The 22932-nt window shown below is 28.5% G+C and carries 24 protein-coding genes; 9 read left to right on the forward strand and 15 right to left on the reverse strand.

Annotated elements, in window-relative coordinates:
• Positions 1-94: 94 nt before the first annotated feature.
• Genes KIB46_RS12940 through KIB46_RS12950 form a run of 3 tightly spaced genes read right to left on the reverse strand, consistent with a single transcriptional unit; the run spans position 95 to position 1428 of the window.
• A complete protein-coding gene (locus KIB46_RS12940; RefSeq protein ID WP_156561464.1) occupies positions 95-289 on the reverse strand; it encodes a DUF951 domain-containing protein in 195 nt (64 codons plus the stop codon).
• Positions 289-1176 carry a mechanosensitive ion channel family protein gene (locus KIB46_RS12945; protein ID WP_156561465.1) on the reverse strand — a complete coding sequence of 296 codons (888 nt, stop codon included), beginning with the start codon at positions 1174-1176 and terminating at the stop codon, positions 289-291. Before KIB46_RS12945 ends, KIB46_RS12940 begins: the two co-directional genes overlap by 1 nt.
• Before the next feature lie 12 nt (positions 1177-1188).
• Complete coding sequence (locus KIB46_RS12950; RefSeq protein ID WP_156561466.1) at positions 1189-1428, reverse strand: DUF3343 domain-containing protein; 240 nt, start codon at positions 1426-1428, stop codon at positions 1189-1191.
• A 145-nt stretch (positions 1429-1573) separates the two neighbouring features.
• Between KIB46_RS12950 and KIB46_RS12955 the strand changes: the two genes are divergently transcribed.
• The gene (locus KIB46_RS12955; protein ID WP_291672407.1) at positions 1574-2719 is read left to right on the forward strand and encodes an aminotransferase class V-fold PLP-dependent enzyme; all 1146 of its coding nucleotides are present in this window, start codon (positions 1574-1576) and stop codon (positions 2717-2719) included.
• A gap of 54 nt (positions 2720-2773) precedes the next feature.
• Positions 2774-3364 (forward strand): spore protease YyaC, encoded by a 591-nt coding sequence (gene yyaC, locus KIB46_RS12960; RefSeq protein WP_156561468.1) that lies wholly within the window; start codon positions 2774-2776, stop codon positions 3362-3364.
• 25 nt (positions 3365-3389) lie between these two features.
• Here yyaC and KIB46_RS12965 read toward each other — a convergent pair whose 3' ends face one another.
• The 12 genes from KIB46_RS12965 to rpmH form a co-directional block, all read right to left on the reverse strand.
• The gene (locus KIB46_RS12965; protein ID WP_291672409.1) at positions 3390-3905 is read right to left on the reverse strand and encodes a DUF4446 family protein; all 516 of its coding nucleotides are present in this window, start codon (positions 3903-3905) and stop codon (positions 3390-3392) included.
• 39 nt (positions 3906-3944) lie between these two features.
• Positions 3945-4787 (reverse strand): ParB/RepB/Spo0J family partition protein, encoded by an 843-nt coding sequence (locus KIB46_RS12970; RefSeq protein ID WP_156561469.1) that lies wholly within the window; start codon positions 4785-4787, stop codon positions 3945-3947.
• 13 nt (positions 4788-4800) lie between these two features.
• The gene (locus tag KIB46_RS12975; RefSeq protein WP_156561470.1) at positions 4801-5565 is read right to left on the reverse strand and encodes an AAA family ATPase; all 765 of its coding nucleotides are present in this window, start codon (positions 5563-5565) and stop codon (positions 4801-4803) included.
• Between the two features lie 132 nt (positions 5566-5697).
• The gene (locus KIB46_RS12980) at positions 5698-6477 is read right to left on the reverse strand and encodes a nucleoid occlusion protein (protein ID WP_291672412.1); all 780 of its coding nucleotides are present in this window, start codon (positions 6475-6477) and stop codon (positions 5698-5700) included.
• 132 nt (positions 6478-6609) lie between these two features.
• Positions 6610-7329: a 16S rRNA (guanine(527)-N(7))-methyltransferase RsmG gene (rsmG, locus tag KIB46_RS12985; RefSeq protein WP_156561472.1), complete on the reverse strand. Its 720-nt coding sequence runs from the start codon at positions 7327-7329 to the stop codon at positions 6610-6612.
• A gap of 15 nt (positions 7330-7344) precedes the next feature.
• The gene (gene mnmG / locus KIB46_RS12990) at positions 7345-9228 is read right to left on the reverse strand and encodes a tRNA uridine-5-carboxymethylaminomethyl(34) synthesis enzyme MnmG (protein WP_291672415.1); all 1884 of its coding nucleotides are present in this window, start codon (positions 9226-9228) and stop codon (positions 7345-7347) included.
• Between the two features lie 12 nt (positions 9229-9240).
• Positions 9241-10620 carry a tRNA uridine-5-carboxymethylaminomethyl(34) synthesis GTPase MnmE gene (gene mnmE, locus KIB46_RS12995; RefSeq protein WP_156561474.1) on the reverse strand — a complete coding sequence of 460 codons (1380 nt, stop codon included), beginning with the start codon at positions 10618-10620 and terminating at the stop codon, positions 9241-9243.
• A gap of 255 nt (positions 10621-10875) precedes the next feature.
• Entirely contained in the window at positions 10876-11505 is a 630-nt protein-coding gene (gene jag / locus KIB46_RS13000) for an RNA-binding cell elongation regulator Jag/EloR (protein ID WP_291672418.1), read from the reverse strand.
• 31 nt (positions 11506-11536) lie between these two features.
• Positions 11537-12325, reverse strand: coding sequence for a membrane protein insertase YidC (yidC, locus tag KIB46_RS13005; protein ID WP_156561476.1), 789 nt, complete (start codon positions 12323-12325; stop codon positions 11537-11539).
• Positions 12326-12354: 29 nt separating this feature from the next.
• Positions 12355-12564, reverse strand: a complete 210-nt coding sequence (yidD, locus tag KIB46_RS13010; RefSeq protein ID WP_291672420.1) for a membrane protein insertion efficiency factor YidD — start codon at positions 12562-12564, stop codon at positions 12355-12357.
• Positions 12527-12913, reverse strand: a complete 387-nt coding sequence (gene rnpA, locus KIB46_RS13015) for a ribonuclease P protein component (RefSeq protein WP_291672423.1) — start codon at positions 12911-12913, stop codon at positions 12527-12529. The genes yidD and rnpA overlap by 38 nt, the downstream gene beginning before the upstream one ends.
• A 60-nt stretch (positions 12914-12973) precedes the next feature.
• The gene (gene rpmH, locus KIB46_RS13020; RefSeq protein ID WP_027099036.1) at positions 12974-13108 is read right to left on the reverse strand and encodes a 50S ribosomal protein L34; all 135 of its coding nucleotides are present in this window, start codon (positions 13106-13108) and stop codon (positions 12974-12976) included.
• Positions 13109-13639: 531 nt separating this feature from the next.
• Between rpmH and dnaA the strand changes: the two genes are divergently transcribed.
• From dnaA to gyrA, 7 genes are all read left to right on the forward strand, one after another.
• A complete protein-coding gene (dnaA, locus tag KIB46_RS13025) occupies positions 13640-14995 on the forward strand; it encodes a chromosomal replication initiator protein DnaA (protein ID WP_156561479.1) in 1356 nt (451 codons plus the stop codon).
• Positions 14996-15252: 257 nt separating this feature from the next.
• Entirely contained in the window at positions 15253-16353 is a 1101-nt protein-coding gene (dnaN, locus tag KIB46_RS13030) for a DNA polymerase III subunit beta (protein WP_156561480.1), read from the forward strand.
• A 36-nt stretch (positions 16354-16389) separates the two neighbouring features.
• Entirely contained in the window at positions 16390-16596 is a 207-nt protein-coding gene (locus KIB46_RS13035) for an RNA-binding S4 domain-containing protein (protein ID WP_156561481.1), read from the forward strand.
• Positions 16597-16655: 59 nt separating this feature from the next.
• A complete protein-coding gene (gene recF, locus KIB46_RS13040) occupies positions 16656-17756 on the forward strand; it encodes a DNA replication/repair protein RecF (protein WP_156561482.1) in 1101 nt (366 codons plus the stop codon).
• Between the two features lie 14 nt (positions 17757-17770).
• The gene (remB, locus tag KIB46_RS13045; protein ID WP_027099041.1) at positions 17771-18031 is read left to right on the forward strand and encodes an extracellular matrix regulator RemB; all 261 of its coding nucleotides are present in this window, start codon (positions 17771-17773) and stop codon (positions 18029-18031) included.
• A gap of 53 nt (positions 18032-18084) precedes the next feature.
• The gene (gene gyrB, locus KIB46_RS13050) at positions 18085-19992 is read left to right on the forward strand and encodes a DNA topoisomerase (ATP-hydrolyzing) subunit B (protein ID WP_156561483.1); all 1908 of its coding nucleotides are present in this window, start codon (positions 18085-18087) and stop codon (positions 19990-19992) included.
• A gap of 21 nt (positions 19993-20013) precedes the next feature.
• Entirely contained in the window at positions 20014-22539 is a 2526-nt protein-coding gene (gene gyrA / locus KIB46_RS13055) for a DNA gyrase subunit A (RefSeq protein ID WP_291672428.1), read from the forward strand.
• Positions 22540-22932: the final 393 nt, after the last annotated feature.

Raw genomic sequence — 22932 nt, forward strand, 5'->3', positions numbered from 1 at the left:
TGGATATTTATGTATATTGGGAGATGCTTTTGCATCTCCTTTTATTTTTATCTAGTTTTTATTACTATCTCTGCCTACTAAAATTATACTCTAACTATTTTTCTACACTTTCTATTATTTTCTTAGCACCTTTAATGAATTTACTTCTAGGTAACATTATTATTCTTCCACACCCAGTACACTTTATTTTTATATCAGCACCTAATCTTATAACTTCAAAATTATAGTTTCCACAAGGATGCTGCTTTTTCATTTCTACTATATCTCCAAGATCAAATGTTTCTATCATTATTTATCTCCTTCCTTATTTACTAATTGCGTTTTTGGATATGGTATTTCTATACCTTCTTCATCTAATACCTTTTTTACTCTCTTCCTTAGTTCCCTTTCAGCTTCCCATTGCTTTAATGGTTTTGTCTTTCCTATTATTCTTATTGTGACACTTGATGCATTAAGAGAATTCACACCTAAAACTTCTATTGGCTCTACTATATTTTCATTTTCATTTTTATACTTATTACATACATTTGATATAACTTTTATAGCATTATCTATATCTTCTTCATAAGAAATATCTACATCAACAATAAATCTAATATTACCTCTAGAGTGATTGGTAACTTGATTTATAGTACCATTAGGTATCAAATGAACATCTCCAGAGAAATCTCTAATAACAGTAGTTCTTATTCCTATAGTTTCTACAATTCCTGAAAAAGTTCCTATAGTAACATGATCCCCAACTCCATATTGATCCTCAAATAATATAAAGAATCCATTAATTATATCCTTAACTAAACTCTGTGCTCCAAAACCAAGTGCAAATCCTCCAACACTTGCCATAGCTACAGATATACCATTAAATGCATCTGATAGTATTAGAGCTGCTCCTATAAAATAAGTCATATATTTTAATACACTTTTTAAAACTTCACCTATAGTTTTTGCTTTTTGATTATCCATAGAAAACCGTGCATTACTTTCGATTTGTCTTTTCACAAACTTATTAATTAACCTATTTCCTATTTTTATAGTTATATACATTAATATAATAATAACAACTATCCTAATACCTTTATTAACTATATTTTCAATATCTCTCATATCGATAGATATTCCTTTTCCAATATCTAAACTTCCATCTCCAAAATTTAATTTAAAAAGCATCGAAAACATCTAAACAACTCCTTATTTCATAAGTTTAAATCCATCCTTATCTCTTATATAAATATTTTTATAATTTACTAATTCTCTTTCTATTATATTCTTTAATATTTCTTCACTTTCAATTCTTGTACACATTCCACAACTTTGTGTTATTGATGTTGGTGTTGGCATTACTCTAAACTCAATATTTTCATTAGTAAGATTTCTTTCTGCCTCCATTACATCATGGGTATTTTTGTATACTATAATATAATATTTCATATTTACCTCCACTATAATCTATCTTTAATTAATATTATATATATTTTTTATAATTTATAAAGTTTAGTATAATATTTATTAGTTATTTATTTTATATCATTATATAATATAAAAATTACTAAATTTATTTTAGAAGGTGATTTATATGGAAGTTTACTTAGACAATGCAAGCACATCTTTTCCAAAACCTAAAATTATGGCAGATGCAATGTATGATTATATAATTAATGTTGGTGGTAATTCTGGTAGAGGTAACTACTCGAATTCTTATGAATCTAATAAGTTAATACTTCTTACTAGAGAAAAAATAGCGAATTTTTTCAATTATAATAAAAGTGAGAATGTAATTTTCACTAATAACATTACTTCTTCTTTAAATGTTCTAATTAAGGGTATGTTAAAACAAAATGACCATGTTATTTCAACAACTTTAGAACATAACTCTGTATTAAGACCATTATTTGAATGTTCTAATTCACTTAATATTAATATTGATTTAGTTAATTCTTCAAAAGATGGGTTTATAAATCCTATTGATATAAAAAATAAAATCAATAAGAATACTAAACTAGTAATAATTTCTCATGCTTCTAACGTTATTGGATCTATTCAAAATATTAAAGAAATCGGAGCTATATGCAAGAAAAATAATGTATTTTTCATAATAGATACAGCTCAAACTGCAGGAATGGTAAAAGTAGATATGCATCAATGCAATGCTAATGCTATTGCATTTACTGGGCATAAGAGCTTGTTAGGGCCACAAGGAATTGGAGGATTTATTATTGACGACTTATTAAATGATGAGTGTACTTCAACCTTTAGTGGAGGAACAGGAAGCTTGTCTCATTCTCTTACTCAACCAAACTTTTTACCTGATAAATTTGAATGTGGAACGTTAAATTCACCAGGAATAGTAGGATTATCAAATTCAATTGATTTTATAAATAAGGAAGGTCTTGAAACTATCTATTCTAAAACATCTTATCTAAGATCAAAACTTTATGAAGGTATGCTTAATATTGATGGTATAAAATTATACGGAAATACTAATTTTTCTAAATACACAACTTGTATATCTTTTAATTATAAGAATTTTGATCCTGCTGAAGTTTCATATTTCTTAGAATACAATGGTATAAAAACTCGTTCAGGACTTCATTGTGCTCCTCTAGCTCATAAATCCATTGGATCTTACCCTGGTGGCACTATAAGATTTAGTCTTGGTTATTTCAACACAGAAAAAGAAATTGATTATACATTATCTATACTAAACAATATAAATATTTAACACATGTATATTGAACCTCCTCTTTGGAAATAATTCCAATAAAGGAGGTTTTTTATGAATACTGATTTTTATATAGATTCATTGTCTCCAAATTCATATGAAAATATTAGAGACTATTTATATAATGAGCTTAAGCCCATAATAAAGGATAAAAGACCTATAATCTTTTTATGTATAGGAACTGATAGATCCACTGGTGATTCACTAGGGCCGCTTATAGGATATAAACTTCAATTTTTAAAAAGAAAAAATTTTTATATATATGGAACTTTGGAGAATCCTGTTCACTCAAAAAACATTGAAATAATTCTCCAACGAATCCAAGAAAACTTTAAGGATCCCTTTATAATAGCTGTAGATGCATGTTTAGGAAGTTTTCAAAATGTAGGTAAAGTAATTATAAAGAAAGAGCCTCTACTTCCTGGCTCTGCTCTAAATAAAAATCTACCATCTGTTGGTAACATGAGTATAACTGGTATAGTAAACATATCAGGTAACTTTGAATTTATGGTTTTACAAAATACTAGACTTTATACAGTTATGGCACTTGCTGATTCTATATCAAATGGGATATATCACTTTATCCTAAAAAGTGTAGGTGGTAAAAAATCAAATGACTTACTAACGAAAAATGTGTCAAAATAAAAGGACGAGTAAACCTCGTCCAATTTTATTTCTTTTTAGTACTATATTTATTGATAGCTTCATTTAAAACACATATTTCTTCCTCTGATAAATCATATCTTGATATCCCTTTATCAATTGGTTTTGCATATGCAGTACTTTCATTTCTTCCATATATTCCTGTCAGTATTATTCCATCATTATTGTCATCTAATATTGCAACAGAAAAGCTCAAATCGCTTCCTACATCTTCAAATGCCTTATATCTCATTATAGCAACCTTTTGAACGCAATCCTTCATTCTTGTAAGAATAAATTCACACTTTTCTAAGGCTGCTTTAGAATTACTATTTGCGCTTTCGATTTTATCTAATTGAGATATTATTAATTCTTCTAAATTTTTATTATTAGTCCCTCTCATAAGCTTTCTATACTTATTTTCAAGCTTACCTAATGACTTAAATAATATAATTACTAATATAAATAATAGTAAAATTATTATCCCCATTCCACCTATTATATAAGGTATAAATTCATTTATACTACTTATTAAACTTTCCACTCCATGTCATCCTTTCAGTATAATGTTTCACGTGAAACATTATAAGTTAATAATATCTAAAATTCTTTCTAAATCTTCTTGTGAATAATATTCTATTTCTATCTTACCTTTATTTTTTTTACTACTCAAATTAACTTTCGTTCCAAAATAATTCTGCAACCTATCTCTAATATCCTTATAATAAGGATTTAATTGTTCATTCTTCTTATTTTTCTCTGATTTTAAAGAAGCGTTTCTAATAAGTTTTTCAAGTTCTCTAACAGATAACTTCTCATCGATAACTTTTTGAGAATAAATATATTGTAATTCACTATCTTCTAACGATAACAACGCTCTTCCATGACCTTCACTTATAATTCCATCAATAACATATTGTTGCACTCTACTATCTAGGTTAATTAATCTTATTGTATTAGTAATAGCCGTTCTTGACTTACCAATTCTTTTACTTAATTCTTCTTGAGTTAAGTTAAAATCTGATAATAATTTTTTATAAGCTAAAGCTTCTTCTATTGGATTTAAGTCTTGTCTTTGAATATTTTCAATTAAAGAAATTTCTAATACCTGCTTTTCAGTTAAATCCATTACTATAGCCGGAACTTCCTTAAGCCCAACCATCTTAGCAGCTCTCCATCTTCTTTCACCTGCTACTATTATATACCCGCCATCATTTTCTTTTAAAATTAAGGGTTGTATAATTCCATGGTTTTTAATAGATTCAGCTAATTCTGCTATCTTTTCATTATCGAAAGACTTTCTGGGTTGATCTATATTACTCTTGATCTTATTTAATGAAATCATTAACTTTCCTTCATTACCTTCATTAATCTCATCTGGTATAAGAGCTCCTAACCCCTTACCTAAAGCAAACTTTTTGTTCATTTACACCACCCTATTACTTTTGCCTTTCTAAAAACTCTTTTGTAAAATTTAAATATGATTCTGCACCTTTACACTTTTCATCATATAACATTATTGGTAGTCCAAAACTAGGCGCTTCAGCTAATCTAATATTTCTAGGAATAGTAATATTAAAAACTTTTTCTCCAAAATACTTTTCTACTTCTTTATAAACTTCATTACTTAAATTAGTTCTAAAATCAAACATAGTCATTAATACACCTTCAATTGTAAGATTTTTATTTAGTGACTTCTTAACTAGTTGAATTGTATTAATAAGTTGGCCTACGCCCTCTAATGCGTAGAATTCACATTGAATAGGAATTAAAACTGAGTTACTTGCAGTCAATGCATTTATAGTTAATATTCCTAATGAAGGAGGACAATCAATAAATATAAAATCATAGTTATCTTTTACTTCTGATATCTTATCTATTAGTATCTTTTCCCTATAATTTCTTTCAATCATCTCAACTTCTGCTCCTGCCAATTCCATAGTAGAAGGAGCTATATGTAAATTTTGAACTAAATCACTCTTTAAAATAACATCTTTTAGAGATGTATCAGATGTCAATACATCATACATAGATAACTCAAGGCTTCTTTTATCTAACCCTAGCCCACTTGTAGTATTACCTTGGGGATCTATATCTATGGTTAAAACTTTATAACCTTCCATAGCTAAATATGCACATAGATTAATGTTTGTCGTTGTTTTTCCTACTCCACCTTTTTGATTAAAAATACATATTACCTTCATATAAAGCTCTAATCTATAGAGCCTACACCCCCTTTCATAATATTATTATATATTTAATTATGTAATATTAAAAGAAATTTTATATAAAAAAGAACTCCTATCAAAAAAATAAGAGTTCTTTTATTAAAATATTTACTTTTTTCCTTTTGGTATATTTACAGTTATTTGAATATACTCTTCACTTTCATTAAACTTATACTTTGCTGGAATGTTAAATTTATCAAAAACTTGTTTTATAGTATTTACATATAACTTAGCAGGAAAAACTGCTTTAACATTCTTATTTTTAGAATTTAAAGACTTACCAGCTAACTTAAGTAGTTCTTTATTAATTAATTCCTCTGTTTTCTTTACATTTAGTCCATTTTTTATAACTTTTTCAATTATTTTTAATTGTAACTTCTCATCAGTAACACTTAATAATGCTCTTGCATGTCTTTCTGTTAACGAATTTTCAAGACATAAACATCTAACTTGTGATGATAACTTTAATAATCTTAATTTATTAGCCACAGTTGATTGCTTTTTTCCCATTTTGGAAGCAATTTCTTCTTGTGTGAAATTATGATCCTTCATTAAATTATAATACGCTTCTGCTTCTTCAATATAATTTAAATCTTCTCTTTGTAAATTTTCTAATAAAGCAATTTGCGCTGACTGCGTATCTGTTATATCTATTAATGTACAAGGAACCTCTCCTAAACTCGCTAACTTAGCTGCTCTTAATCTTCTTTCCCCAGCTACTAATTCATATATATCCCCGCGTCTTCTAACTGTTAGAGGCTGTATTATTCCATGTTCCTTTATAGATTGGGATAATTCTATTAATGCTACCTCATCAAAAAACCTTCTTGGCTGATATGTATTAGGAATTATATCATTAACATTTATCTTTAATATTTCTTTGCTCATAAATTCAACACATCCTTAAACTTAAATACTTTTTGTCTATTTATATCTTTCTATATATATGAATTTTTTCCTTCTTTTTACATTTATTTTTTGTAAGACAAATTTTTATTAAATAATTCATATAACATCATTTTATTTAAGAGGCTTCTTTGTTACCATCCCTGCCTTCCTAGGAAACGACATAGGACACTCTTTTACTTTATTAACTACTACAATATTATGTTTTAATTCTGTGTCTTCAATGTCTACTTTTATCACATCTTGTAACCTACCACCTAGGGTTCCAATAGCATTTCTGCTTTGATTTAACTCCTCATCAACTAAAGGTCCTTTTAAAGCTACGAAACTACCTCCTACTTTTACAAAAGGAAGGCAAAATTCTGATAAAACTGTCATATTCGCAACAGCTCTTGAAGTTGCTATATCGAACTTTTCTCTCAAATTCTTATTTTTCCCACCATCTTCGGCTCTAGAATGTATTGTTATTACATTTGTTAATCCTAATTCCTTAATCACTACATTAAGAAAATTAATTCTTTTATTTAATGAATCTAGTAACGTTATCTCTTTATTTTCATCCATTATAGCAATTGGTAATCCAGGAAACCCTGCTCCTGTTCCTACATCAATTATAGTCTTAGCACTTTTTATCTCTTTACTCTTGAATATCTTTATACAGTCAATGAAATGTTTTTTTATAAATTCTTCATCATCTAATATTGCTGTTAGATTAACTTTTTCATTCCATTCCTGTACTAATCTCATATATTTTATAAACTTGTTATATTTATCTTCATTAAAAGTCATTCCAACGTCTTGTGACGCTCTTTCCATTAATTCATAAAAACTCATTTTTACCTCCTGAGTTTATTTTTTTTCTTTATTATAATGATGTTCTAGATATATTAATAAAACTGATATATCTGCTGGAGATACTCCAGATATTCTAGAAGCTTGCCCAATACTTATCGGTCTTATATTATTTAGTTTTTGCATTGCTTCTACTCTTAATCCTCTAACATTATTATAATCTATATTTAGTGGTAATATCTTCTTTTCAAACTTACTAAATTGTTTTACTTGCTCTAATTGGCTATTAATATAACCTTCATACTTTGCGATAATATTAATCTGTTCCCCTATTTCATCTCTTAATTCAGGTCTATCTGGATCTAATTGTTTAAGCGAAAAATAATCTAATTCTGTTCGCTTTATTAATTCATAGAAAGATATAGGCTTTCTTAATTCTGCCGAATTTAAAGAATTTAAAAATTCATTTACTTCTCTTTTATTAGTAATCTTTAATTCTTTAATTCTGTTAATCTCATTTTCTATAATTCTTTGCTTTTGTCTAAATCTATTAATTCTTTCATCAGTAACTAAACCTATCTTGTAACCTTTTTCAGTTAATCTAAAGTCAGCATTATCTTGTCTTAGTAAAAGCCTATATTCAGCTCTAGAAGTCATCATTCTATATGGCTCGTTAGTTCCTTTTGTAACTAAATCATCAATTAAAACACCTATATAGGCATCAGATCTTGTTAATATAAAAGGCTCTTCACCTTTTATCTTTAATGCTGCATTTATACCAGCAACTAATCCTTGCGCAGCAGCTTCTTCATATCCAGAGCTACCATTTAACTGACCAGCTCCATATAATCCTTGAACATTCTTAAATTCTAAAGTTGGCTTTAACTGCGTAGGATCTATTGAATCATACTCAATAGCATATGCTGTTCTCATTATCTCTACATTTTCTAGGCCTGGTATAGTTTTTAGCATCATTACTTGAATATCTTCAGGTAATGATGAACTCATACCACCAACATACATCTCTAAAGTATCCTCACCTTCTGGTTCAATAAATATTTGATGTTGTTTTTTATCAGGAAATCTCATTACTTTATCTTCAATTGAAGGGCAATATCTAGGTCCTACACCTTCAATACTTCCATTATACATAGGAGACCTAGAAATATTTTCATTTATAATTCTATGAGTTTCCTCATTAGTATAAGTAAGATAACAAGAAATTTGTTCTCTATCAACATTATCATTCATAAATGAAAATGGTACTATTTTTTTATCCCCTCCCTGTTCTATCATCTTAGAAAAGTCAACTGAACGTCTATTTATTCTTGCTGGTGTTCCAGTTTTGAATCTTCTTAAACTTATACCCAAGTCTATTAATGATTGAGATAAATCGTTAGCTGGAAAAAGCCCATTTGGCCCACTACTATAGCTTACATCTCCAATTATTACTCTTCCCTTTAAATATGTACCAGTAGCTAATACTACAGCTTTACATTTAAATATAGCACCATTTTTTGTAACCACACCTGTTACTTTATTATCTTCTATTATTAATTCAATTACTTCTAACTGTCTTACTTGAAGATTTTTTGTATCTTCCATAATTCTTTTCATTCTATTTTGATATTTTAACTTATCAGCTTGTGCTCTTAATGAATGAACCGCTGGCCCCTTAGATGTATTTAACATTCTGGATTGAATGAACGTTTCATCAATATTCATTCCCATTTCTCCACCTAATGCATCAATCTCTTTAACTAAGTGCCCCTTTGCTGTTCCCCCTATATTAGGATTACAAGGCATCATTGCAATTGAATCTAAACTAATAGTACACATTAATGTATTTAGACCCAATCTCGCACATGCTAAAGCAGCTTCACAGCCTGCATGCCCTGCACCTATAATAACAATATCAAATTCACCTGCATTGTATTTCATAATAGTTTACTCCTACTTTCCACAACAAAAATCTTTAAATATTTTATTTACTAAGTCTTCTTCTAATTCAGATCCTGTTATTTCACCTAATGCTTTTAGAGATGCCGTTACATATATTGAAATTAAATCTAAAAATTCATTCATTTTAACTTTTTCATAAGCAGTTTCACAATTTTCTAAAGCTCTATATAACGCTTGCTTATGTCTATTATTAGATATAATTAAGCTTTCTGTACTTACATTACCACTAAAAAACATCTCTTTTATTTTTTCTTTTAAATTATCTAATCCAATTTCTTCTTTAGCTGATACATATATTTTGTTATTTAAATCTTCAATTTCTTTTTCACTTATCTTATTCTGTAAATCCACTTTATTTAGAAGAACAATATAATTCTTATCAGTAATAGAATTTATTATCTCTCTATCCTCTTCTTCTAATTCTCTAGATCTATCAAGCATTAAAATTACAAGATCTGCTTCATTTATTTTTTCTCGCGATTTCTCTACACCTATCTTTTCTACAATATCATCAGTTTCTCTAATTCCAGCTGTATCAGTTATCCTTATTGGAATACCATCTAAACTTATAAATTCTTCAATTATATCTCTAGTTGTTCCTGGTATATCTGTAACAATTGCTCTTTTTTCTTTTAATAAAGCATTTAACAATGATGATTTACCAACATTTGGCTTTCCTACTATAGCCAAACTTAAACCATCTCTTATAATTCTACCCTCATCTGCATTTTTTAGTAAATAATACATTCTATCTATTGCCTTTTTTATTTCACTTTCAACTTTAATAGGTATATCAGGATCTATTTCTTCTTCATCTTCTGTAAAATCAACAGCATATTCTATTAATGCCAATGTATTAAGCATATATTCTCTTAATTTATTTATTTCCTTAGATAGAGCACCTTCATGTTGTAGCATAGCAGATTTCATAGATAAATCTGTTTTTGCTCTTATAATATCCATAACAGCTTCTGCTTGGCTTAAGTCTATTCTCCCATTTAAAAATGCCCTTTTTGTAAATTCTCCTGGTTCAGATAATCTTGCACCAGCCTTAATTACTTCTTCCAGAACCTTATTTGTAGATATAACACCACCATGGCAATTAATTTCTATTACGTCTTCTGCTGTAAAGCTCTTAGGCCCCTTCATAAAACTTATTATAACTTCATCTATAGTATCTTTATTATTAATATCTTTTATATATCCATATCGCATAGTATAAGACTTCATATCATCCATACTTTTACCGCTTTTAGCACAAAAAATCTTATCAACTATTTCTTTAGATCTATCGCCTGATACTCTTATAATAGATATTCCACCTTCACCAATAGGTGTAGCTATACCACAAATAGTATCGAATTCTTTCATTAACTAACCTCCTAAATTTTATACTTTTAAGTATTATAACCGAATTTGACTAATATACATTTTACATAACTATATTTAATTAGTCAAAATTAAAAGAAATCCAAATATGTTTTTCAACTTCTATTTAAAGAAAGATATTACTTTTCTAATTATATACCATCAATATATAAATAATGTTTTTACAAATCTAAATAATAAAAAACCTTTATGAGATATATACTAATCACATAAAGGTTTAATTATTTAAATAGATATTTATTTTTTAGGTTTAATATCAACAACTACTCTTCTATAAGGTTCTTCTCCTTCACTATATGTGAATATTCCTTCCTTATCTTGTAAAGCTGAATGTATTATTCTACGTTCATATGGATTCATAGGTTCTAGTTTATATGCTCTATTAATCTTTTTTACTTTATAAGCTGTTTTTTCAGCAACCCTTTTAAGAGTCTCTTCTCTTTTTGATCTATAATTTTCAACATCTAATACAACTCTTTTATAAGGAATTTCATGATTCTTATTTATTACTAATGATACTAGATATTGAAGGGAATCTAAAGTCTCACCCCTATAACCAATTACATTTCCCATCTTAATACCTTCTAAATCAATTTTGATTGTATTACCTTCTTCTGTAATTTTTATTTGAGGTTCAATTCCCATAGAATTTAAAACATTAACTAAAAATTCTTTTGCATTATCGATATAATTTTTCTTTAAAGAAACTATTAACTTTGCAGGTTTTGATCCAATAAAATTAAATAACCCCTTAGAACCCTCATCTATTACTTCGTATTCAATTTCATCCTTAGTTACATTTAAATGTTGTAAGGCTTTAGCTATTGCATCATCTACGTTTTTTCCAGTAACTTCAATAGATTTCATACCCTATTCACCCACCTCTAAATTATAAATTCTACTTTTTCTTTTTCTTATTTTTCTTTTTCTTACTAGCTTTATTAGAATCTTCATAATCTGGCATAACAAACTTAGGCGTTCTTGAAGCTTCTTTTTCAGCTTCAACTGCTTCAACCGCTCTTTTTTTCTGCATAGCTGGTCTATAGTTTATAAAATAAGTTGTTATTAATTGAATTACACCACCTAATACCCAGTAAATTACAAGTAGTGATTGAAATCTTAATGCCATAAATCCCATCATTAACGACATAACTATATTCATAGTTCCCATATTCATACCACCTTCAGCTGCCGGAGCTGATTTAGTCATTAAATAAGATGGTAAGTATGTTGTTAACGCAGCAAGTATAGGTAATATAAAGAATGGATCTGGAGCACCTATATTACTAATCCATAAAAACGATCCTGTTGGATTTATAGAATAGAAAACTCCGTAAAGAGCCATAAGTATTGGAAGTGGTAATAAGGCTGGTAAACATCCACCAGTCATACTAACATTATTCTCTTTATAAACTCTCATTAATTCCATGTTTTGCTTTTGAGGATCATTTTTATATTTTTCTTGTATTTTTTTAATTTCAGGTTGAACCTCTTGCATTTTTTGTGTAGATCTAGCTGATTTAATATTAAAAGGTAATAAACATAACCTAATCAATATTGTTAATAATGTTACTGCCAATACATATTGATATCCTTCATTAGTTACTCCTAATCCCTTTACAAGATTTAAAAAGAAATTAAATATAACTGTAAAGAATTTCGTTATTGGTTCAAAAATGGTCAACATCCTATAAAATTCCTCCTAAATTCAAAATATTATTTAACAGGGTCAAAACCACCCTTACTAAAAGGATTACATCTAAAAATACGCCAAAGAGCCATTATTCCACCTTTAACAACTCCATATCTTTCAATTGCTTCTAAAGCATACTGAGAACAAGTAGGTATATATTTACACTTTGGTGGACTCATTGGCGAAATGTTTCTTCTATAAAATTTTATTAGACTTAATACTAATTTTTTCATTATTATATAAGCCAGCTTTCTTCAATAAATTGTCCATAGCATTTTCCACTTCATTGAAATTCTTATCTTTTAACTTTGTTCTTGCAACAAAAACAAGATCATATCCTTTATTTAGATAATCATCTTTAAATCTATAGTTTTCATAAATCAATCTTTTGCTTCTACTTCGTATAACGCTATTTCCAACTTTTTTACTAACAGAAATCCCCACTTTATTATATAGGTTTCCTTCCTTATCTTTATTCATTTTATTTTTTAAAACATATAATACTAACAAACTATTAGCAAAAGATTTACCACGTCTATAAATAAAGCGAAACTCTAAATTTTTCTTCAATCTATATATCATAGGTATTTCTATTCTCCTTTTTTTCTGCCATTTGCAGAAAAAAGGCCACAATTGCGGCCCTTATGCTGTTAATTTCTTTCTACCTTTTTGTCTTCTTCTCTTAAGAACGTTTCTTCCTGATAGAGTGCTCATTCTCTTTCTGAAGCCGTGCTCTTTCTTTCTTTGTCTCTTTTTAGGTTGATATGTCATGAACATTGTAAAAATGCACCCCCTTCAATAGTAATTTTTATAGTAAAAACTATACTACTCGATTTTTATGTTACTTATTAATTATATATATATGATGATAAAGTGTCAAGAATCTAGTTATTTGTAGATAGGTGGAAAACAAAATAGTTTTTTTGTGGATAACTTATTGAATATCTATATTCTAGTATGCTATTATTAAATTAAACTGTGAATAATATGTTATTAACTTAATCTTATCCACAACTGTGGACAAAATTGTTGATAACTTGTTTAGATATTGTTAATTTTTATATACATATTGTATTATTACTATAAAATACAGACTTTATACAAAAATATTATGTGTATAAGTTATAGATTTATAAGCTGTGGATAAATCAAATATATTTTTACTTTTTATAAATTTATAAACATGTTCATAATATAAGATGAGTTTATCAACATAATATAAGTTATCAACATTACTTGTATATATGTTGTTATTTTATTGTTAATAAGTAAGTTAAAATTTTTTTATTTTATTTGGAGGATTTATATATGGATGCTGATTTAAAAAAATTATGGGATCAAACACTTACTATTATAAAAGCTGAAATGAGTGAAGTTAGCTTTAATACTTGGATAAAAAGTTGTGAGCCTATATCTATTTCCAATGATACTATTAGGATTAGTGTACCGAACTCCTTCACCCAAGATATATTAGAAAAAAGATATAAGGATTTAGTAGCTAACTCAATCAAATCAATTTGTTCAAAATTATATAAAATAGAGTTCTTAATAGCTTCAGATATAAAATCAGATGAAACATCCAAAGAAGATACTCCTGAACTAAAGAAAAATAAGGCTGTATTAATCAATGATGAACTATCAACTACACTGAATCCAAAGTACACATTTGATTCATTTGTAATTGGTAATAGTAATAGGTTTGCACATGCCGCATCTTTAGCTGTTGCAGAATCACCTGCTAAAGCATATAATCCTTTATTTATATATGGAGGCGTAGGATTAGGAAAAACTCACTTAATGCATGCAATAGGTCACTATATATTAGATAGTAATCCTAATGCAAGGGTAGAGTACGTTTCATCTGAAAAATTTACAAACGAATTAATAAATGCAATTAAAGATGATAAAAATGAAGAATTTAGAAATAAATATAGGAATGTTGATGTACTTTTAATCGATGATATTCAATTTATAGCTGGAAAAGAAAGAACTCAAGAAGAATTTTTCCATACATTTAATGCACTACATGATGCAAATAAACAAATTATATTATCTTCTGATAGACCTCCAAAAGAAATTCCTACTTTAGAAGATAGGTTAAGGTCACGTTTTGAATGGGGATTAATTGCAGATATCCAAGTACCAGACTTTGAAACAAGGATGGCAATATTAAAAAAGAAAGCAGATGTAGAAAAACTAAATGTAGCAAATGAAGTTATGGTATACATAGCTACAAAAATAAAATCAAATATAAGAGAACTTGAAGGTGCATTAATAAGAATAGTAGCTTATTCCTCATTAACTAATAAAGAAATTACAGTTGATTTAGCTTCAGAAGCATTAAAAGATATAATATCTAAAAAACAAGGCAAGAATATTACAATAGGCATAATTCAAGATATTGTTGCAAGTTACTTTAATCTTCGAATAGAAGACTTAAAATCACAAAGAAGAACAAGAAATGTAGCATATCCAAGACAAATAGCTATGTATTTAAGTAGAAAACTTACTGATATGTCTCTACCTAAAATAGGTGAAGAATTTGGGGGTAGAGATCATACTACAGTTATACATGCTTATGAAAAAATATCAGAAAACCTTAATACAGATGAAAATTTACAACATACCATAGAAGATATTACAAAGAAGTTAACTCAAAATTAATTAACAACTGTACATAATAACTTTATAATATCTTGTGGATAACTATTTTAAAATAAACCCATTGTTTATTCTGTGGATAAGTCTATTAATTTGTTACTAACTTATCCACAATATTTTTTTATAACTTTTCTACTATTTATAAGGGCTTTAGGTACTTTTCAACAAATCCACAACGCCTACTACTATTATTACTAAATTAAAATTATATATCTATATTTATATAAATAGTTATGTTATTAACAGAGGAGGTTATTTTTATGATAATTATATGTAATAAACAAAAACTACAAGATGGTATATCAATATGTCAAAAAGCTATTACTGGAAAATCAACAATGCCTATTTTAGAAGGTATATATATGAATGCTACAAAAGAAGGTATCACACTTGTAGGATCAGACATTGATGTCTGTATAGAAACAAAAGTTGATGCAGATGTACTGGAAGAAGGGAAAGTTGTAATAGATTCAAAAATATTCGGAGAAATAATAAGAAAATTACCTAACTCTGATGTAAGAATTGAAATAATTCAAGATGATACTGTTCAAATAACATGTGAAAAATCTGTGTTTAATGTTGTATTTATGAATGCAGATGAATTCCCTTCAATCCCTAAATTAGATATAGCTAAGGAATTAAAGGTTCCTCAAAATATACTGAAAAATATGATAAAAAGTACTTCATTTGCTATTGCCCAAGATGAGACTAGACCTATACTTCAAGGAATATTATTTGAAGTTAAAGAAAAAAAGTTAAATCTAGTTGCTTTAGATGGGTATAGAATGGCTATAAAAACAGAGTATTTAGATAATGACTTTGATATTGAAGTTGTTATTCCAGGTAAGACGTTAAATGAGGTTTCTAAGATACTGGAAGATGTTGAGTCTATAGTAAATATAACTTTTACTAATAATCATATCTTATTTAATTTAGGAGAAACTAAAATAATATCAAGGTTACTAGAAGGTAAATATGTAAATTATTTATCATTACTACCTCAAGAACATAAGTTGTTAATTAATGTTAATAGGCAAGAACTTCAAAATGGAATAGAAAGAGCTTCTCTTATGGCTAAGGAAGGAAATAGTAATTTAGTAAAATTAGAGATGAATGAAGAAAGCATAATTATCACATCTAATTCTCAATTGGGAAAAGTAAGGGAAGAAGTAACTGCTAATATGCAAGGAGAGCAGATACAAATTGCATTTAATTCTAGGTACATAATTGATGTTCTTAAGAACATGGAAGATGATAATGTACAAATAGAAATGACTTCAAGTGTAAGTCCATGTGTTATAAAAGGTAAAGAAGCTGAATCATATAAATATTTAGTTTTACCAGTTAGATTAATTAGATAGGAGGATGCATAAATATTAAAATTTTATGCAATAAATATGAACAAAATATTAATTAATACTGACATTATTAAATTAGATGCATTTTTGAAGTGGAGTGGTATTGCTTCATTAGGATCTGAAGCTAAGTTATATATTCAAGACGGTCTAGTTAAGGTTAATGGTGAAGTATGCGTACAAAGAGGAAAAAAGCTAAAACGTGGAGATATAATTTCGTTTAATCAAGAAAAGTATGAAATTGTATAATTATATCAATAATAAGCGTTTAAGCTAGTATTGTGATATAATTAAATGGGTGCATGTAGATGTTTATAAAAAAGCTTATGTTATTAAACTATCGAAATTATAAAAATGTAAATATAGATTTTAGTAGGAATGTTAATGTTTTTATGGGAGATAATGCTCAGGGAAAAACAAATATTCTAGAATCTATATATTATTGTGGATTAGCTAAATCGCATAGAACTTCTAAGGACAGAGAATTGATTCATTGGGATGAAGACGGTGCATATATAAGTTTAAGTATTGGTAAAGAACGTTTGGATAAAAGAATAGATATAAATATACTTAAAGATGGAAAAAAGGCAATAAGAGTTAATTCTATAAAAATTAATAAGATTGGAGAATTATTTGGAACATTTAATGTTGTTATGTTTTCACCAGAAGATTTAAAAATAATAAAGGAATCTCCTGGTATTAGACGTAGATTTATAGACATGGAATTATGTCAAATAAATAATAGATATTACTACAATCTTGTACAATATAATAAGGTTCTTAACGAGAGAAATACTCTGTTAAAAAGTCGTAAAATAACCGATGATATATTAGATATATATGATGAGCAGTTAATTAAATTTGGAGAATACATAGTAAATGAGAGACTAAAATACATAGAAAAGTTAAATTACTATGGTGCTGAAATTCATAAAGATATAACTTTAAATAAAGAAAATATAGAATATATATACACATCGTCAATAAAAGAGTTTAACAATAATATTGATAATGAATTCAAGGAAAAGTTTAGAAGTTATTTAATTAAGAACAGAAAAAGAGATAAGGAGAAAGGAATAACTACAGTTGGTCCTCATCGAGATGATTTTATAGTATTAATTAATAATATAGATACAAAGAGTTATGGGTCACAAGGACAACAAAGAACTGCTGTTTTAACTATGAAATTCTCGTCTCTAAAAATAATAAAAGAGATAACTGGTGAATACCCTGTACTTTTATTAGATGATGTTCTTTCAGAACTTGATTTTAATAGGAAAAAATATATCCTAAGTACTATTAATAATATACAAACTATAATTACATGTACTGGAATTAGTGATATATGTGAATATCTAGATAATGAATCTAAAATTTTTAAAGTGCAAGAGGGGCATATCTCTAGCTAAAGGAGGCAAAATTTATGTTTCTACATTTAGGAGAAAACGTAGTTGTTCCTATAAAAGATGTTATAGGAATATTTGATCTACAAACCACAATGTATAGTTCAGATACAATACAATTTCTAAGGTTGGCTGAAGAAGATGGATTTGTTGAACGAATAACTAAAGAAAGACCAAAGTCATTTGTTATAGCAGAAGTTAATAAGATGAGTAAAGTGTATCTTTCACCAATTTCATCATCTACTTTAACAAAGAGAACTGGAATGGATTATAATCCTTAACTCCAATAGTTAAAACCTTGGTTTTAATTACTTTTATTTAGGAGGAATGTATTTTGGAACAAAATAAACAAAGCTATGATGAAAATCAGATACAGGTTCTAGAAGGTTTAGAAGCTGTAAGAAAAAGACCTGGAATGTATATAGGCAGTACTAGCTCAAGAGGTTTACATCACTTGGTATATGAAATTGTAGATAATAGTATAGATGAGGCTTTAGCAGGGTTCTGCAAAAATATAAAAGTTACAATAAATGAAGATAATTCTATAAAAGTTATAGATGATGGTAGGGGTATGCCAGTAGGTATGCATCCTAAGATGAAAAAACCAACTGTTGAAGTAATAATGACTGTTTTGCATGCTGGTGGTAAATTCGGAGGTGGCGGATATAAAGTATCTGGTGGTTTACACGGTGTTGGTGCTTCTGTAGTTAATGCATTGTCAGATAAATGTATAGTAACTGTAAAGAGAGAAGGTCATATATGGCAGCAAGAATATCATAAAGGGAATGTTATAACTGATTTAAATATTGTTGGAAATACTGATGAAACAGGAACTGAAGTTTATTTTAAACCAGATGAAGAGATATTCGATGAAGTTGTATATGATTTTGAAGTTCTGTCTCAAAGGTTAAGGGAATTAGCATTCTTAAATAAGGGAATAAGTATTACCCTTATTGATAAGAGAGTTGATAAAGAAGAGGAATATTACTACGAGGGCGGTATAAAGTCTTTTGTTGAATATCTAAATAGAAATAAGGAACCTCTTCATGAACAAACAATATATGTTGAAGGAATAAAGGATGGAATTTCAGTAGAAGTAGCTCTTCAATATCATGATGGATATAATGAGAATATTTTCTCTTTTGCCAATAATATAGATACTATTGAGGGGGGAACACACTTAGTTGGATTCAAGACGGCTTTAACTAGAGTATTAAATGATTATGGTAAAAAGTTCGGACATTTAAAAGAGAATGATAAAAATTTATCTGGAGATGACATAAGAGAAGGTCTGACTGCTGTAATATCTGTTAAGATTGGAGAGCCTCAATTTGAAGGACAAACAAAGACAAAGCTTGGAAATAGTGAAGTTAGAGGTATTGTTGATTCTATAGTTGGAGAAGGAATGTCAATATTCTTAGAGGAAAATCCATTAGTTGGTAAGACTGTAATAGATAAGGCATTGATGGCTGCTAGGGCAAGGGAAGCTGCTAGGAAGGCTAGGGAATTAACAAGAAAATCAGTACTAGAGAGATCATCGTTACCGGGTAAGCTTGCAGATTGTTCATCAAAGGATCCTAGGGAATGTGAAATATATATAGTCGAAGGTGATTCGGCAGGAGGTTCTGCTAAACAAGGAAGAGATAGAAAATTCCAAGCTATATTACCTCTAAGAGGTAAAATTTTAAATGTTGAAAAACAAAGGTTAGACCGAATTCTAAATGCAGATACGATAAGGTCTATGATAACTGCATTTGGAGCAGGAATAGGAACAGATTTTGATATAGAAAAAATAAGATATAATAGAATAATTATTATGACAGATGCTGATGTTGATGGTGCTCATATAAGAACATTACTATTAACATTTTTCTATAGGTATATGAGAGAACTTATAGATGGAGGTCATGTATATATAGCGCAACCACCTTTGTATAAGGTTTCTAAAGGTAAGAATGAGGCATATGCGTATTCAGATGATGAATTAGAACGAATATTAAATGAGTTTGGAGGAAGAGATAACTCACTTGATATACAAAGATACAAAGGTCTTGGTGAAATGAATGCTGAACAATTGTGGGATACTACAATGGACCCTGAAAAGAGAATATTATTAAAAGCAACAATAGAAGATGCCATGGCTGCAGATGAAATATTCACTATATTAATGGGGGATAAGGTTGAACCAAGAAGAGAATTTATACAACAAAATGCTAAGAAAGTAAGTAACTTAGATATTTAGTACTAAAACGAGGTGAAGTACATGAATTTTAATGAGGGAAAAGTCATTCCTATAGATATTAATAAGGAAATGAAGAGATGTTATATTGACTATGCAATGAGTGTTATAGTTGGTCGTGCCCTTCCAGATGTAAGAGATGGTTTGAAGCCAGTTCATAGAAGAATTTTATATTCATTGCAAGAGTTGGGAATAACTCCAGATAAATCATATAGAAAATGTGCAAGAATTGTTGGAGATGTTTTAGGTAAATATCATCCGCATGGAGACTCATCAGTATATGATGCATTAGTTAGAATGGCACAAGATTTCTCAATGAGATATATGTTAGTTGATGGACATGGTAACTTTGGATCAGTTGATGGTGATAGTGCAGCTGCAATGAGATACACAGAAGCTAGAATGAATAAGATAGCTGTAGAAATGCTAAGGGATATAAATAAGAATACTATTGATTTTGTTCCAAATTTTGATGGGTCTGAAAAAGAGCCATCAGTATTACCAGCTAGATATCCAAATTTATTAGTAAATGGTTCATCAGGAATAGCTGTTGGTATGGCAACTAATATTCCACCACATAACTTGGGTGAAATTATAGATGGTACTGTAATGTTAATAGATAATCCAGAAACGTCAGTACTTGAATTAATGACTATAATAAAGGGACCCGACTTCCCTACAGCTGGTATTATAATGGGTAAGGCTGGAATAAGGGCAGCATATGAGACAGGTAAAGGAAAAATAGTTGTAAGAGCAAAGGCTGATATTGAAGAAGAAAATTCAAGACATAGAATTATTGTTACTGAATTACCTTATCAAGTTAATAAGGCTAAACTTATAGAAAATATAGCTGATTTAGTAAAAGATAAGAAAATAGTAGGAATATCTGACTTAAGAGATGAATCTGATAGGCAAGGTATGCGTATAGTTATTGAATTGAAGAAGGATGCGAATCCTAATGTAATACTAAATTTACTATACAAGCATACAAAAATGCAAGATACATTTGGTGTTATAATGCTTGCACTTGTTGATAACGAACCTCAAGTCTTAAATCTAAAACAAGTTTTATGTAATTATATAGACTTCCAAAAAGAAGTAATAACTAGAAGGACTATATTTGATTTAAATAAAGCTAAATCGAGGGCGCATATACTTGAGGGATTAAGGATAGCCTTGGACCATATAGATGAAGTTATAAGTATAATTAGACATTCAGAAACTTCAGAAATAGCAAGGAATACTCTTATTGAAAGATTTAATTTTACAGATAAACAGGCAACAGCAATTTTAGAAATGAGATTGAGAAGACTTACAGGTTTAGAAAGAGGTAAGATTGAAGAAGAGTATAATGAGCTTATGAAACAAATAGAGTACTTAAATTCTATTTTAGCAAGTGAGGAAAAGCTACTAGGTGTAATTAAGGAAGAACTAATAGAGATAAAAAATAAATACAGTGACGAAAGAAGAACATCAATTGAAAAAGTAGTTAATGAAATTGATATAGAGGACTTAATCCAAGAAGAGGATGTTACAATAACATTAACCCATTCTGGATATATTAAGAGGATACCTGCTGATACTTATTCTGCACAGAGAAGGGGGGGAAAAGGTATTCAAGCAATGTCGACAAAAGAGGATGATTTTGTTGAACATATAATGGTAACATCTACTCATTCAGATGTACTATTCTTTACTAACAAAGGAAGAGTATATAAGCTAAGAGCTTATGAAATACCAGAAGCGGGAAGAGTAGCAAAGGGAACTAACATAATTAACTTAATTGCTATAGAGCCAGATGAGAGAATAGAAACTGTATTGTCAATAAGGGATAATACTAAGGATGGATTCTTGTTTATGGCAACTAAGCAAGGTATAGTGAAAAAGACCCCGTTAAGTGATTTTAAAAACCTAAGAAAGAATGGGTTAATAGCTATTAACTTAAGAGAAGGTGATGAATTACTTAAGGTTAAAGTAACTAGGGGAGATGCTAATATAATAATAGTAACTCAAAATGGTTATGCAGTTAGATTTAGTGAAAAAAATGTAAGAGCTATGGGAAGAACAGCATCCGGTGTAAGATCAATAAATCTTAAGGATGATGATATAGCTGTTTGTATGGATATATCTGTAGATAATGAAGATTTATTAATTATAAGTGAATATGGATTTGGTAAGAGGACACCTATAAGCGAATATAAAGTTCAAAATAGAGGTGGGGTAGGATTAATAACTTATAAAATAGGTGAAAAGACAGGAAAAGTTATTGGTGCTACAATATGTAATGAACTTGATGAACTTATGCTAATAAATTCAAGTGGAGTAGCTATTAGAATAAATGTAAAAGATATATCTGTTACTGGAAGGGCCGCAATGGGAGTTACATTAATGAGAACTAATGAAGATGAAAAAGTAGTAGCAGTTGCTAAGATATCAGGTAGTGAAGAGGAAAATACTCAAGAACAAATAGATATATTAGATAATTATGATGATGAAAATGACATATTAGATGAATTAGTAAATAGAGCAAAAAGTGATTCTGAAGAGTAATTGTGTTAAAGAAGTATTCTTGTAAATATCAAGAATGCTTCTTTTTTTTATGAATATATCAATCATCATATCCTAGCGTATCAATATATAATAAATAGAGAAATAAGTAGAATATTAGAGAAATATTAATATAATTTAATTAAATTATATATATAAGAAATTAATTATTATTTGTGTGTGATATTATAAAACACGTCGCTGATGCAAACAACAAAAAACAACAAGAAAAAATAAAAAACTTGTTGACAATATTCAGCAAAGGTGATAAGATAAGAAAGTCGCTTGAGTGCGATACACAAATTGGTCTTTGAAAATTGAACAGAATATAAAGTTAAAAACCAGCAATTCTTTTTTACGAGTAAACTTGAGAAATCAAGTTGTCAGATTAAACTT

The organism is Clostridium sp., assembly GCF_018372875.1.
Classification (GTDB): domain Bacteria; phylum Bacillota; class Clostridia; order Clostridiales; family Clostridiaceae; genus Clostridium.